Annotated in this window: 13 protein-coding genes; 8 read left to right on the plus strand and 5 right to left on the minus strand. The window is 68.3% G+C overall.

From position 1 onward, the window contains the following. Positions 1–189: 189 nt before the first annotated feature. Positions 190–774: an adenylate kinase gene (locus KK141_RS14640; RefSeq protein WP_214569806.1), complete on the plus strand. Its 585-nt coding sequence runs from the start codon at positions 190–192 to the stop codon at positions 772–774. 95 nt (positions 775–869) lie between these two features. Then, entirely contained in the window at positions 870–2,231 is a 1,362-nt protein-coding gene (mpl, locus tag KK141_RS14645) for a UDP-N-acetylmuramate:L-alanyl-gamma-D-glutamyl-meso-diaminopimelate ligase (protein WP_214569805.1), read from the plus strand. Positions 2,232–2,250: 19 nt separating this feature from the next. Here mpl and KK141_RS14650 read toward each other — a convergent pair whose 3' ends face one another. Both KK141_RS14650 and KK141_RS14655 read right to left on the minus strand, forming a co-directional pair. Continuing rightward, positions 2,251–3,663 carry a hypothetical protein gene (locus KK141_RS14650; RefSeq protein ID WP_214569804.1) on the minus strand — a complete coding sequence of 471 codons (1,413 nt, stop codon included), beginning with the start codon at positions 3,661–3,663 and terminating at the stop codon, positions 2,251–2,253. Beyond that, entirely contained in the window at positions 3,660–4,583 is a 924-nt protein-coding gene (locus tag KK141_RS14655; RefSeq protein WP_214569803.1) for an ABC transporter ATP-binding protein, read from the minus strand. The genes KK141_RS14650 and KK141_RS14655 overlap by 4 nt, the downstream gene beginning before the upstream one ends. A gap of 102 nt (positions 4,584–4,685) precedes the next feature. On the opposite strand from KK141_RS14655, the gene KK141_RS14660 reads away from it, so the two are divergent. The 5 genes from KK141_RS14660 to KK141_RS14680 all read left to right on the plus strand — a co-directional run bounded on the left by KK141_RS14660 (position 4,686) and on the right by KK141_RS14680 (position 10,033). Then, a complete protein-coding gene (locus KK141_RS14660; protein WP_214569802.1) occupies positions 4,686–5,285 on the plus strand; it encodes an LON peptidase substrate-binding domain-containing protein in 600 nt (199 codons plus the stop codon). A gap of 103 nt (positions 5,286–5,388) precedes the next feature. Next, entirely contained in the window at positions 5,389–6,207 is an 819-nt protein-coding gene (locus KK141_RS14665; RefSeq protein ID WP_214569801.1) for an NAD(P)-dependent oxidoreductase, read from the plus strand. A gap of 12 nt (positions 6,208–6,219) precedes the next feature. Beyond that, positions 6,220–6,642: a VOC family protein gene (locus KK141_RS14670; protein ID WP_214569800.1), complete on the plus strand. Its 423-nt coding sequence runs from the start codon at positions 6,220–6,222 to the stop codon at positions 6,640–6,642. A 213-nt stretch (positions 6,643–6,855) separates the two neighbouring features. Then, entirely contained in the window at positions 6,856–8,193 is a 1,338-nt protein-coding gene (locus KK141_RS14675) for a sigma-54 dependent transcriptional regulator (protein WP_167255372.1), read from the plus strand. Between the two features lie 604 nt (positions 8,194–8,797). Next, positions 8,798–10,033 carry an acetylornithine/succinylornithine family transaminase gene (locus tag KK141_RS14680; RefSeq protein WP_214569799.1) on the plus strand — a complete coding sequence of 412 codons (1,236 nt, stop codon included), beginning with the start codon at positions 8,798–8,800 and terminating at the stop codon, positions 10,031–10,033. A gap of 52 nt (positions 10,034–10,085) precedes the next feature. Here the strand turns inward: KK141_RS14680 and hemL are convergent, their stop codons facing one another. Then, a complete protein-coding gene (hemL, locus tag KK141_RS14685) occupies positions 10,086–11,366 on the minus strand; it encodes a glutamate-1-semialdehyde 2,1-aminomutase (RefSeq protein ID WP_214569798.1) in 1,281 nt (426 codons plus the stop codon). Further along, a complete protein-coding gene (gene thiE, locus KK141_RS14690; RefSeq protein ID WP_214569797.1) occupies positions 11,363–12,001 on the minus strand; it encodes a thiamine phosphate synthase in 639 nt (212 codons plus the stop codon). The genes hemL and thiE overlap by 4 nt, the downstream gene beginning before the upstream one ends. Before the next feature lie 95 nt (positions 12,002–12,096). Between thiE and KK141_RS14695 the strand changes: the two genes are divergently transcribed. Continuing rightward, positions 12,097–12,282: a rubredoxin gene (locus KK141_RS14695; RefSeq protein ID WP_167255379.1), complete on the plus strand. Its 186-nt coding sequence runs from the start codon at positions 12,097–12,099 to the stop codon at positions 12,280–12,282. A 233-nt stretch (positions 12,283–12,515) separates the two neighbouring features. On the opposite strand, the gene KK141_RS14700 is transcribed toward KK141_RS14695, so the two are convergent. Next, positions 12,516–12,965, minus strand: a complete 450-nt coding sequence (locus KK141_RS14700) for a DUF192 domain-containing protein (RefSeq protein ID WP_214569796.1) — start codon at positions 12,963–12,965, stop codon at positions 12,516–12,518. Positions 12,966–13,313 lie beyond the last annotated feature (348 nt).

The raw sequence follows: 13,313 nt of genomic DNA on the forward strand, positions 1-13,313 counted from the left end.
CCTATGATGATCGTGCAGTGCGGCAATCGTACGCGGGTGGGAGAACGCTTTTGCAACAGTGACTTGGCGCAAATGAGCGCGCCATCTCGTTTGACGGCACCCCCCACAGACGTTAACGTGACTGTCAATTTTCTTTTTTCCGAAGGCTGGGGCAGCGTGCCGCCAGCGACCCGGAACCCTTGGAGCATTATGCGACTCGTCCTTCTTGGCCCGCCCGGCTCGGGCAAAGGTACCCAGGCTGCGCGCCTCAAGGTTGAACTCGGCGTGCCGCATATTTCCACCGGCGACATGCTGCGTGCGGCTGTGGCCGCGGGCACGCCCACCGGCCTGAAAGCCAAGGCGGTGATGGACGCAGGCAAGCTGGTCTCCGACGACATCCTGCTGGCCATGCTGGAAGAACGCCTGTCGCAGGACGACGTTAAGAACGGCTTCATCCTCGACGGCTATCCGCGCAACGTCGCCCAGGCCGACGCGCTCGGCCACCTGCTGGCCAAGATCGGCCAGCCGCTGGACGCGGTGGTGAAGCTGGACGTGCCGGACGAAGCCATCATCGGCCGCGTCGAGATCCGCTTCAAAGCCGAGCACCGCAAGGACGACGATCCGGTCGTGGTGCGCGACCGCCTGAAGGTCTATGCCGAGCAGACCGCGCCGGTGGCGGATTTCTTCGCCAAGCGCGGCCAGCTGCAGGTGGTCGACGGCGTGGGCGAGCTCGACGAAGTCACCGCACGCGTCAAGCGCGCACTCGCGCAGGAATCGGCAGCCGCCAACGGCTGATCCGGACACGGGCCGCCACGCGCGGCCCGTTCTTCATCCGGCATCCCTCTTTTCGTGACGGCCACGCGCCGCGCCACGCGTTCGACAGGTTCTCCATGCGTCTGCACATCCTCGGCATCTGCGGCACCTTCATGGGCGGCGTCGCCGCGCTGGCGCGCGAACTCGGCCTGCCGGTCGAAGGTTCCGACGCCAACGTCTACCCGCCGATGAGCGACCAGCTGCAGGCGCTCGGCATCACCTTGATGCAGGGCTACACCGCCGAGCATCTGCAGGGGCGCGAGAAGCCCGACCTGATCGTGGTCGGCAACGCGATGACGCGCGGCAACCCCGCCATCGAATACATGCTCGACCAACAGCTGCGCTATGTGTCCGGCCCGCAGTGGCTGGGCGAAACGCTGCTGGCCGGGCGCGAGGTGCTGGCCGTCGCCGGCACCCACGGCAAGACCACCACCACCAGCCTGCTGGCGCACCTGCTGGAAAGCGCGGGGCTGGCGCCCGGCTTCCTGGTCGGCGGCGTGCCGGGCAATTTCGGCATTTCGGCGCGGCTGGGCAGCGGCAAGCCGTTCGTACTCGAGGCGGACGAATACGACAGCGCGTTCTTCGACAAGCGCTCCAAGTTCGTGCACTACCGCCCGCGCATCGCGATCCTCAACAACCTCGAATACGACCACGCCGACATCTTCCCTGACGTCGCCGCGATCCAGCGCCAGTTCCATCACCTGGTGCGCACCGTGCCCGGCAACGGCCGCCTGATCGTCAACGCGCACGACGAGCGCCTCGCCGAAGTGCTGGCCATGGGCTGCTGGACGCCGGTGGAAACCTTCGGCATCGGGCAGGGCGACTGGCAGGCGCGGCTGATCGAAGCGGACGGCTCGGCCTTTGCCGTGCACCGCAACGGCGAGCTGCTGGGCGAAGTGCGCTGGCCGCTGCTTGGCAATCACAGCGTGATGAATGCGCTGGCCGCACTCGCCGCCGCTACCGCAGCCGGCGCCGATCCGCGCGCACTGCTGCCGGCCTTCGCCACCTTTGAAAGCGTCAAGCGCCGCATGGAACTGGTCGGCGAAGTGGCCGGCGTGCGCGTGTACGACGACTTCGCCCATCACCCCACCGCCATCGCCACCACCCTGGCCGGCCTGCGCGCCAAGGTGGGCAAGGCGCGCATCCTGGTGGCGCTGGAGCCGCGTTCGAATTCGATGCGCCTGGGCGCGCATGCCGAAGGGCTGGCGCCGTCGCTGGCCGATGCGGATAGTGTGGTGTTCCTGCATCGCCCCGAGCTGCCGTGGGATGCCAAGCGCGTCACCGACGCACTGCAAGGCCGCGGCGCCACCGTGCCGTCGGTGGATGCGCTGGTGTCCTCGCTGCGCACGCAGGCGCGCGACGGCGACCACGTGGTGTTCATGTCCAACGGCGGTTTCGAAAACGCGCCGCGCCGCTTCGTCGAAGCGCTGCGCGGCTAAAGCCTCAGCCTGCGGTGCGTTAGCCCAATGGCGCGTCGAAGCGCGGCGCGCGCCGCTGGTATTCGCGCTGCGCGGCATACCACACGCCGCCGCCGAAGCTGATCGTCACCGCGCCCAGCGCCAATGCGCCCCAGGCCAGGCCGAGCGCGCCGAGCAGCCAGTAGCCGCCCCAATAGGTGGCCATCGCGCCGAAGATCAGCACCAGGTTGATCGCGCCGCGCCCGAAACTGCCTTCCGGTCCGATCAGATGCACCGCCAGCGCCACGAGGCTGGCGGAAGTGGCGACGATGGCCGCGGTCAGCAGCATCCGCACCGGCTCCGCCGCATGCGCCAGCACGCTGCCCAGCAGGGTGTACGCCAGCGCAGTCAGCACGCTTACCGGCACCAGCAGTATCAGCGCGTCGACCATGATCTTCTGGTATTCGCCGCGCGTGGCCGGCGCCAGGGTCAGATACAGGTCGGCCAGGTTCGGCCGCATGCGCAACATGCCGCGGCCCAGCTGCGGGAAGCGCGCCATTGTGAGCAGCACCGCGTAGGCGCCGATCACCGCCGCATCGAAATGCTGGCGATGCATCACCGCCAGGAAATAGATCGCCACCATGCCGGCCACCAGCACCAGGCGCAGCGCGATCGCCTGCGGATTGTCGTGCGGCAGCAGCAGGCGCCGCACCAGGGCGAGGCGGCCCGCGGCGCTGGGCCGCTGGCGATAGGTCTGCAGGCTGCGCTCCAGCGCGCGCTGCGCGGCGCGGTCGAACAATTCGCCCAGCCAGCGATTCCACGCGCCGCGCCGCGCCGGCGTGTCATCCAGCGCGGACTGGCTGTTGCGGCCGATGCTGGCGTTCTCCAGCGGCGAGGTGGGCGTTTCGACATCCTGGATGCGCAGCAGCGGCGCCAGCGCGTAGCGGATCAGCAGGGCCGCGCACAGAAACAGCAAGGGCGCGGTCCACGGCGAAGCCAGCGCAACCGTCGTCACCTGCGCGGCCAGCCGTGGCATCCAGCCGGCTGCGATAAACACCGCCCAGATCGCCAGGCTCACGCGGCGTCCGCAACCCAGCGCCAGGCCCAGCGACGCGACTACGAACAGGCCGGCGATGATCAGCGCACCATGCGGCGGCCCCGCCAGCACCAGCAGCGCGCCCGGCAGCAGCACCCACTGCACCACGCCGGCCACGCCCAGCCAGGCCAGCCGCGAGCGGAAGCCCGGCAGCAGGAAACTTTCCGGCCGGCACACGCCGCGTAGCACCTGGCCGAGGCCGATATGCCAGAACCACGAGGCGAAGGCGACGAAGCCCATGCCCAGATAGGCCACGCGCGCATCCAGCATCGCGATCAGGGCCAGCACCAGGCCGGTCAGGCACATCAGCATCGAAAGCACGGCCAGCACCGGCATGCGCTTCCACAACTGCAGCCAAAGTTGCCAGACCGCTTTCATGCGAGTTCCACGAACAGGTCTTCGAGCGTGGGCGTTTCGATGCGCAAGGCCGCGCCGCTTTCCTCGGCCAGCGCGCGCAGCGCCGCCGGGTCGGCGTCTTCCAGCAGCATCTGCAATTCCGCGCCGGATGTGTGAGCTTTCAGCAGGCCCGCCACGGTGGGCATCTGCGGCCAGCCTTCCGCCCGCGTCAGCACCGCGCGCACGAAGCGCTCGCGCAGTTCCGCCAGGGGGCGGGTGAACTGGATGCGGCCATCGCGCAGCAGCGCGATATCGGCGCCGGCGCGTTCCAGGTCGGCGGTGATGTGGGTGGAGAAGATCACCGTCTTGCCCGGATGGCGCATCAGCTCCAGCAGTTCCGTCATGAAGGCGCGGCGCGCCTGCGGGTCGAGGCTGGCGACGGGTTCGTCCAGCACCAGCAGGTCCGGCTGCGGCGCGATCGCGCGCACGATCGCCAGCTTCTGCCGCTGGCCTTGCGAGAGCTGGCCGATCTTCTGCTTCGGATCGAGCTCCCAGCTTTCCAGCAGGCGCGCGGCCAGTGCGTGGTCCCAGCGCGCATAGAACGCGGCGGTGAAATCCAGATAGGCGCGCACCCTCATCCACGGAAACAGATCGAAGGTCTGCGGCACGAAGCCGATGCGGTGCATGCGCTCGCCGCCGGGCTCGATCATCGGCGCGCCGAGCAGCTGCACTTCGCCGCCATCGATCGGCGACAGCCCGAGCAGGCAGCGCAGCAAAGTGGTCTTGCCGGCGCCGTTGCGGCCGAGCAGGCCGATCACGCGTCCGGCCGGCACCGTCCAGTCCACGCCGCGCAGCACTTCGCGCTTGTCGAAGGCTTTGACCAGGCCCCGCACCTGCAACACGGGCGCGGCGGGCAGGGCGACAGGGTCGAGCAGGGTGAGCGGCAGTTCGGCGGCGGACATCCGGCGGGGCTCCTGCGGGGAAACGGCACGATGGGGTCGGAACACTGTGCGGTGCCGGACCGGTCGCCGTCCAGTGATGCCAACTGGCTACACTTCCACCCCATGTCCACGCCGCTCCCCGACGAACTGCCGCTGTTTCCGCTCTCGACCGTGCTGTATCCCGGCGGACATCTGCAATTGCGCGTGTTCGAACGGCGCTACCTGGACATGGTGCGCGACTGCTCGCGCCGCGGCATCGGTTTCGGCGTGTGCCTGATCCTCAAGGGCCAGGAAGTGGGCGAGCCGGCCATGCCGGCCGCGGTGGGCACGCTGGCGCGCATCATCGACTTCAGCCATGGCGATGACGGCCTGCTCGGCATCGTCGCGCAGGGCGAGGAACGTTTCCGCGTGACGCGCACGCGCGTGCGTTCCGACGGCCTGGTCACCGGCCAGGTGGAGCACTGGCCGGCCGAGCAGCGCGAGACCGTGCCGGTCGAGTTCGCCCTGCTGCAGACCATCCTGGGCCGCCTGCTCGAACACATGGCGCCGCAATGGCGCCACGCCACCACGGACGATTACGACGACGCGGGCTGGCTCGGCTTCCGCCTGGCCGAACTGCTGCCGCTGGAGCTGGAAGAACAGCAGCGCCTGCTGGAACTGACCGACCCGCTGCGCCGCCTGGCCGAGCTGCAGCACATCCTGCCGCGCTTCCAGAAAGCCTGATCGAAAGACGGCGTGAACGTTTAAAACTTGCCCGATCCTCCATGCGCTTTGCGCATGTCCTGGCCGCTCCTACACTTGGCGTTTTCCAGCGGGAAGCAACGCCATGGCGAGTCTCAAGGGCAAGACCTTGTTCATCACCGGCGCCTCGCGCGGCATCGGCCTGGCGATCGCGCTGCGCGCCGCGCGCGACGGCGCCAACGTCGCCATCGCGGCCAAGAGCAGCGTGCCGAATCCGAAACTGCCCGGCACCATCCACACCGCCGCGGCGGAAGTGGATGCGGCGGGCGGCAAGGGCCTGGCGATCAAGTGCGACATCCGCGAAGAGGACGAAGTGAAAGCGGCCGTCGCCGCCACCGTCGAAGCCTTCGGCGGCATCGACATCCTGGTCAACAACGCCAGCGCGATCTGGCTGGCCGGCGCGCTCGACACGCCGATGAAGCGCTTCGACCTGATGCAGCAGGTGAATGCGCGCGGTTCGTTCCTGTGCGCGCAGGCCTGCCTGCCGCATCTGCTGAAGTCCGCCAACCCGCACATCCTCACGCTGGCGCCGCCGCCTTCGCTCGACCCGAAATGGTGGGCGCCGCATACCGGCTACACGCTGGCGAAGATGGGCATGAGCTTCGTCACGCTGGGCCTGGCCGGCGAATTCGGCCCGCAGGGCGTGGCGGTGAATGCGCTGTGGCCGCGCACCATCGTGGCCACCGATGCGCTGAACATGATTCCCGGCGTCGACGTGCCCCGTTGCCGCAAGCCGGAGATCGTCGCCGACGCCGCGCATGCGGTGCTGGTGCGGCCGGCCAAGGGTTTCCACGGGCAGTTCCTGATCGACGAGGACGTGCTGCGCGAAGCGGGCGTCACCGATTTCGCGCCTTATGCGGTCGACCCGTCGAAGCCGCTGCTGCCCGATCTGTTTCTGGATTGAAGAGGACACCCCATGAAGTACCTGCACAGCATGGTCCGCGTGCGCGACGTCGACGCCAGCCTGCGTTTCTTCTGCGAAGGCCTTGGCTTGAAGGAAACGCGGCGGATGGAAAGCGCCGCCGGCAAGTTCACCTTGATCTATCTCGCCGCGCCGGCTTCGCCGGAAGCCGAAGTGGAGCTCACCTATAACTGGGGCTCCGAAGAGGATTACGGCAGCGCGCGCAATTTCGGCCACCTCGCCTTCGAGGTCGACGACATCTACCGCACCTGCCAGCACCTGCAGGACCTGGGCTACACCATCAACCGCCCGCCGCGTGACGGCCACATGGCCTTCGTGCGCTCGCCGGACCTGATCTCGATCGAGCTGCTGCAGCGCGACGGCCACCTGCCGCCGCAGGAACCGTGGGCCTCGATGGCCAATACCGGCGTCTGGTGAGTGTCGTTCAGCGGGCGCGCCGCGCGCCCGCTCCCCCATCTGGCTGACCCTGCGCCGTCCATTCGGCCGGTGCCCATGACACCCGTGAACCTATAACGTGTGAGGCATATCACACTTCTGTAGCAACCCCGGGGGAAGGGACTGCGGAACGTGACCGCAGGGTGCGGCTGGGAGACCGCGCCACGTCCGAGACCGGCGACGGGGGATAGGCTCATGGCTGTGAGCAAGGCAGACGCCAAGCGCTGCGTCGTGTGGTTCGGCCAGCCCAGCGCCACCGAGCGGATGCGTCTTAACCGGGCCGGCTGGTATGTCCGCGTCGCCGACGCTTCCGCCGTGGGCGGCATCGGCACGCGCGGCGGCAATACCGTGGTGGCGGTGGCGGATCTGCGCGAAGCGGAGGCCGCGAGCATGACCGCGATGGCCCTGGTGATGGACGCGCATCCGGGCCTGCCCTGGCTGGCGCTGATGCCGGCCGAGATGCCGGCCGGCGAGCCGGCCCTGGGCGGCATGATCGACACCTGCGTCGATGTCTTCACCGCACCGGTCGACGTCGACCGCCTGCTCGATTCCCTGGGTTATCTCGGCGGCGACATCGTCGCGGCGGAACCCGACGACTTAGGCATCACCGGACACAGCAAGGCCACCCGCGCGGTGATCGCCAGCGTGCGCAAGTACGCGCCGGTGGACCTGCCGGTGCTGATCACCGGCGAAACCGGCACCGGCAAGGAAGTGGCGGCGCGCGCGCTGCACAGCCTGTCGCGCCGTGCCGGGCGCCCGTTCGCGGCGATCAACTGCGGCGCGCTGCCGCCGAACCTGGTGCAGTCCGAACTGTTCGGCCACGAGCGCGGGGCCTTTACCGGCGCCAATGCGCGGCGCCTGGGCCATTTCGAGACCGCGGCCGGCGGCACGGTCTTTCTCGACGAAGTGGGCGACCTGCCGGCCGACGCGCAGACCAGCCTGCTGCGCTTCCTGCAGGAAGGCACGCTGGAGCGGGTGGGCAGCAGCCAGTCGATCACCCTGGACGTGCGCGTGCTGGCGGCCACGCACGTGGACCTGGAGCGCGCGGTGGAGCAGGGCCGCTTCCGCGAAGACCTGTACTACCGCCTCAACGTGCTGCGCCTGCATATGCCGGCGCTGCGCGAGCGCGAGGACGACGTGGTGCTGCTGGCCCAGCATTTCCTCGATGCTTTCCGCGAACACCACGGCAGCCACGCGCGCACTTTCAGCAGCGCCGCCCGCCAGGCGATGCGCCATTTCGGCTGGCCGGGCAATGTGCGCGAGCTGCTCAACCGCGTGCAGCGCGCGGCGGTGGTGGCGGAAGATGCGCTGATCACGCCGGAAGACCTGGACCTGGCCCATGTGTCGCAGATGCCTTCGGGCCGCGCCACGCTGGGCAGCGCGCGCGTGGCCGCGGAGCGCGAGGCGGTGATCAGCTGCCTGCGCGAATGCCATTTCAACGTGAGCGAGTGCGCGCGGCGGCTGAAGGTCTCGCGCGTCACCATCTATCGCCTGTGCAAGAAGCATGGGCTGGCGTTGGAACAGCTGCGCTGATCGCAGCTCGTCATTCCGGCGCAGCATCGTAGGTTGGGGTGAGCGCAGCGAACCCCAACAAGCCCACTTCCAGACGTCTCGCACTGTTGGGGTTCGCCTTTGGCTCACCCCAACCTACGTCTATGTCCGGCATGCCAGCAAAGAAGAGACGGAGGGCCCCCGGCCTACAGGGGTCAGCCGGGGGCCTCCGTTGGTGCCCGGCCACAGGGATCGCCGGGTTACCGCCCGCGTCGCCATCGGAGGGGATGGCTTTGAACTGGGTCGCTGATTCATAGGGCAAGTGGCGTGCCAGCCTCCCGGCACGTGCCGTGCCGAGCAATTTCAACGGCTTGCAAAAACGCTCCCGGGGCAGGTGTAACACCGTTGTTGCACCGACGGCGGGGCCCGCCACAGCGGAATGGCGTCCGGCAAGGCGCGGAAGCTCCGTGAAGAGGTGTAACACCGGCGTGCCGCTGTAACGCCCGGGCGAACAACGCCCGCGCATGGCGCGTGGAAATGCGCGGGCGCTGGTTCTACGATGCGGGACGCCCCGCTCCCAAGCAGGCGTTTTCCCCACTCAACCATTCAGCGGTGTTGCCGCATGGCAATGCCTGGAGCCCTTTACATGCACGCGCAGGATTCCTCGTCGTCCCTGATCGAACTCGGCAAGCGCTACTGGCTGCCGGTGTACCGACCCCGCGAGGTCGTACTGGATCACGGCAAAGGCGCGCGAGTGTGGGATACCGAAGGGCGCGACTACGTGGACCTGGGCGCCGGCATCGCGGTGAACGCGCTGGGCCACCAGGATCCGGACCTGCTCGACGCGCTGGTGACCCAGGCGCACAAGCTCTGGCACAGCAGCAACGTGTTCTACACCGAGCCGCCGCTGCGCCTGGCCGAAGAATTGGTACAGGCTTCGGGCTTCGCCGAGCGCGTGTTCCTGTGCAATTCCGGCGCCGAGGCGAACGAGGCCGCGATCAAGCTGGTGCGCAAGTGGGCCGCCTCCAAGGGCCGCGCGCCGGAACAGCGCGTGATCCTGACCTTCCGCGGCTCCTTCCACGGCCGCACCCTGGCCGCGGTGACCGCCACCGCGCAGCCGAAGTACCAGGAACAGTACGAGCCGCTGCCGGGCGGTTTCCGCTATCTCGATTTCAACGACGTCGCCGGCCTGGAAGCGGCGTTCGCCCAGGGCGACGTGGCCGCGGTGATGCTGGAGCCGGTGCAGGGCGAAGGCGGCGTGGTGCCCGCGTCGCCGGCCTTTATCCGCCGCGCGCGCGAACTGTGCGACACGCACGAGGCGCTGCTGGTGCTGGACGAGATCCAGTGCGGCATGGGCCGCACCGGCACGCTGTTCGCGCATGCGCAGGACGGCGTGACGCCGGACATCGTCACCCTGGCCAAGGCGCTGGGCTGCGGTTTCCCGGTCGGCGCGCTGCTGGCCGGCCCCAAGGTGGCCGAGGTGATGCAGTACGGCGCGCATGGCACCACCTTCGGCGGCAATCCGATGGCCGCGGCGGTGGCGCGCGTGGCGCTGCGCAAGCTCGGTTCGGCCGAGCTGATGGCGAATGTCGCGCGGCAGGCGCAGGCGCTGCGCGACGGGCTGGCGGCGATCGACGCGGAACTACACCTGTTCGAGGGCGTGCGCGGCCGCGGCCTGATGATCGGCGCGGTGCTGGCGGAGGCGTACAAGGGGCGCGCGGGTGAAGTGCTCGATCACGCCGCGGCGCATGGCTTGCTGCTGCTGCAGGCCGGCCCCGATGTGCTGCGCTTCGTGCCGCCGCTGAACATCGCCGATGCGGATCTGGCCGAAGGCTTGTCGCGCCTGCGTGCGGCGCTGACCGACTTCGTCGGCAAGCGCTGATCCGCTCGTACGGCTATCCGGCGCCGCGTGCGAACGCGGCGCCGGTTTCGTTTCAGGCGCGGGTGGCGCGCAGGGTCTGGCGGGCGGCTTCCAGCGTCGCGGCGATGTCTTCGTCGCTATGCGCGCTGGACAGGAAGCCGGCTTCGAACGCCGACGGCGCCAGATACACGCCGCGCTCCAGCATGCCGTGGAAGAAGCGGTTGAACGCGGCGGTGTCGGCCGCGGTGGCCTGGGCGTAGCTTTCGACCTTCTCCGCGGTGAAGAACAGGCCGAACATGCCGCCCACGCGGTTGGTGCTGAACGGCACGCCTTCGCCGTCGGCCACGGCCTGGAAGCCATCGGCCAGCAGGCGCGTGCGCGCGGCGAGGCGGTCGTAGAAGCCCGGTTCCTGGATCAGCTCCAGCATGGCCAGGCCCGCCGCCATCGCCACCGGATTGCCGCTGAGCGTGCCGGCCTGGTAGATCGGGCCCGCCGGCGCGATCTGTTCCATCAGCTCGCGCCGGCCGCCATAGGCGCCCACCGGCATGCCGCCGCCGATGATCTTGCCGAAGGTGCTCAGGTCCGGCGTGATGCCGTAATGCGCCTGCGCGCCGCCGAGCGCCACGCGGAAGCCGGTCATCACTTCGTCGAAGATCAGCAGCGCGCCGTGGCGGGTGCACAGCTCGCGCAGGCCCTGCAGATAGCCGTCCTTCGGCGCGATGCAGTTCATGTTGCCGGCGACCGGCTCGATGATCAGGCCGGCGATATCGCTGCCGTGCTCGGCAAACAGCGCCTCGGCCGCAGCCAGATCGTTATAGGCGAGGGTGAGCGTGAGGTCCGCGGCCGCCTTCGGCACGCCGGGCGAGGTGGGCACGCCGAAGGTCAGCGCGCCGGAGCCGGCCTTCACCAGGAAGCTGTCGCCGTGGCCGTGGTAGCAGCCTTCGAACTTCACGATCTTGCTGCGGCCGGTGGCGCCGCGGGCCAGGCGGATCGCCGACATGGTGGCTTCGGTGCCGGAATTGACCATGCGCACCATCTCCACCGAGGGCACCAGGCGGGTGATGGTCTCGGCCATGGTGACTTCGGCGGGGCAGGGCGTGCCGAACGAAAGACCGTCCTTGATCGCGCGCTCCACCGCTTCGCGCACCCGCGGATGGTTGTGGCCGACGATCATCGGGCCCCACGAGCCCACGTAGTCGATATAGCGCTTGCCTTCCACGTCCCACAGATAGGCGCCGTCCGCGCGCGCGGTGAAGAACGGCTCGCCGCCGACCGACTTGAAGGCGCGCACGGGCGAGTTCACGCCTCCCGGCATCAGTTGCTTGGCGCGCTGGAAGAGTTCGTGGTTGGTCATCGCGGGGTTCCGGAAGCAGTGGTGTACAGGGCGGAGAAGGTTTGCGCGGCGGCGCGCACGTCGGCGGCGCCGAACAGGGCGGAAATCACCGCGAGATAGTCCGCGCCGGCGTCCACCAGGGAGCCGGCATTGTCCGGCGTGATGCCGCCGATCGCCACACGGGGCAGGCCCAGCGCGGCGCTCTGCCGCAGCAGTTCCGGCGCGGCGCGGCGGGCCAGCGGCTTGGTCGGCGAGGGGAAGAACGCGCCGAAGGCCAGGTAATCGGCGCCGGCGGCGGCCAGCTCCTGCGCGCGTTCGAGCGAGTCGTAGCAGGACACGCCGATGATCGCCTGCTCGCCCAGCGCCGTGCGGGCGGCCGCGAGCGCGGGATCGTGCTCGCCCAGATGCACGCCATCGGCCTGGATCGCGGCGGCGAGCCGGACGTCGTCATTGATGATCAGCGGCACGCCATGGCCGGCGCAGAGCTGCCGCAGCGCGGCGGCTTCCGCATGGCGGCGGGCCAGGTCGGCGCTCTTGTCGCGGTACTGGACCAGGCGGGCGCCGCCTTCCAGGGCCAATGCCACGGCGGCCAGCAGATCGTCGCGGGGGCCGTCGGTAATGGCGTAGAGACCGGGGTTTCTGAGCTTCGGATGCATGGAATATGGTGGTGGATGGCCGCCGTACGCTTCCGCACGGGCGGCCGAGTTGCGAGAATGCGCCTCTTGTTCCCTTTTCAAGCAGCGCAATAACGATGAGTCAGGGCTCTCCCAACAAGAAATGGATGTGCGTGGTCTGCGGCTTTATCTATGACGAAGCCGAGGGCGTGCCCGACGAAGGCATCGATCCAGGTACCCGCTGGGAAGACGTGCCCGATACCTGGACCTGCCCGGACTGCGGCGCGACCAAGGCCGACTTCGAAATGGTCGAGGTCGACTGAACGCTCTCCCGCTCCTGTCAGCACGCGGCCCGAATTTGCCATCGCATTGACCGGGCCGCGTGTTCTGATGCTCCCGCGTCCCTCGCAGAGGGACGCTTCAGTAGGGAGCCTCACATGCAACAGTTCGTACCGTTCGAAGACGATTGGGATGCCCTGGAAAAGCTGCTTCCCGAATCGCTGATTCCTTTCCGCATCGGCGTGCCCATCGCACACGATCAGGCCGCAACGGCCGATCACTCCACCTTGCCGACGTTTCCTTCCACCGTCAGTTCGTCGCCCGGCGCCGCATAGATGCGGCCGGCGGTACCCGCGGGCAGCTCCAGCACGTAGCGGGCTGGAGCGTTGCTCGGGTAGGTGGCACACGGGTCCGCCTTGCACGGCGGCACGTCGAGCTGCATCGAGACCAGCTTGCGGTCGGCATCGAAATAAAGGATGTCGAGCGGGATGAGCGTGTTCTTCATCCAGAACGAGCGCTGATCCGTGTCGGGAAACACGAACAGCATGCTGTGATCGGGCGCGAGCGAGGTGCGCATCATCAGGCCGCGCTCGCGCGTGGCGTCCGTGGTGGCGAACTCAGTCATGAAACGCTTGCCGTGCAGCGTCACGCTGGGCTGTGACGAAGGCGCCGCGGCGGCGCATGCGGTGATGGCGAACAACAGGGGCGCTACTAGCAGGCTTTTCATCGCTACCTCGAGTCCTTCTCTATAGGTGAGTGGATGCGCGCGAGTGTAGCGGGGCGCGGATTGTCATCTGATGGAAAAATTTTCCGCGCAACCCCTTCACAGATTCCTGGATGGACGATATGATTCTCGCCCCTTCGACGAGACGCCTTCGACGAAGGGTTCCACGGCAACAACGGCAGCAAGAAAAACTTCGCTGCAGGTGTTGACGGACCGGAAAGACGATGTAGAATGGGCGGCTCACCCGGGACGAAACGTCTCGGGGCGATTCAGAAGAATGGATCGCAAGTGATTGATCTTTGACAGTGTGCGCAGGTGACTTGTGTGGGCGTCTTGCGTTGGAAGGATTCA

Source organism: Dyella sp. LX-66 (assembly GCF_018599165.1).
Classification (GTDB): domain Bacteria; phylum Pseudomonadota; class Gammaproteobacteria; order Xanthomonadales; family Rhodanobacteraceae; genus Dyella_D; species Dyella_D marensis.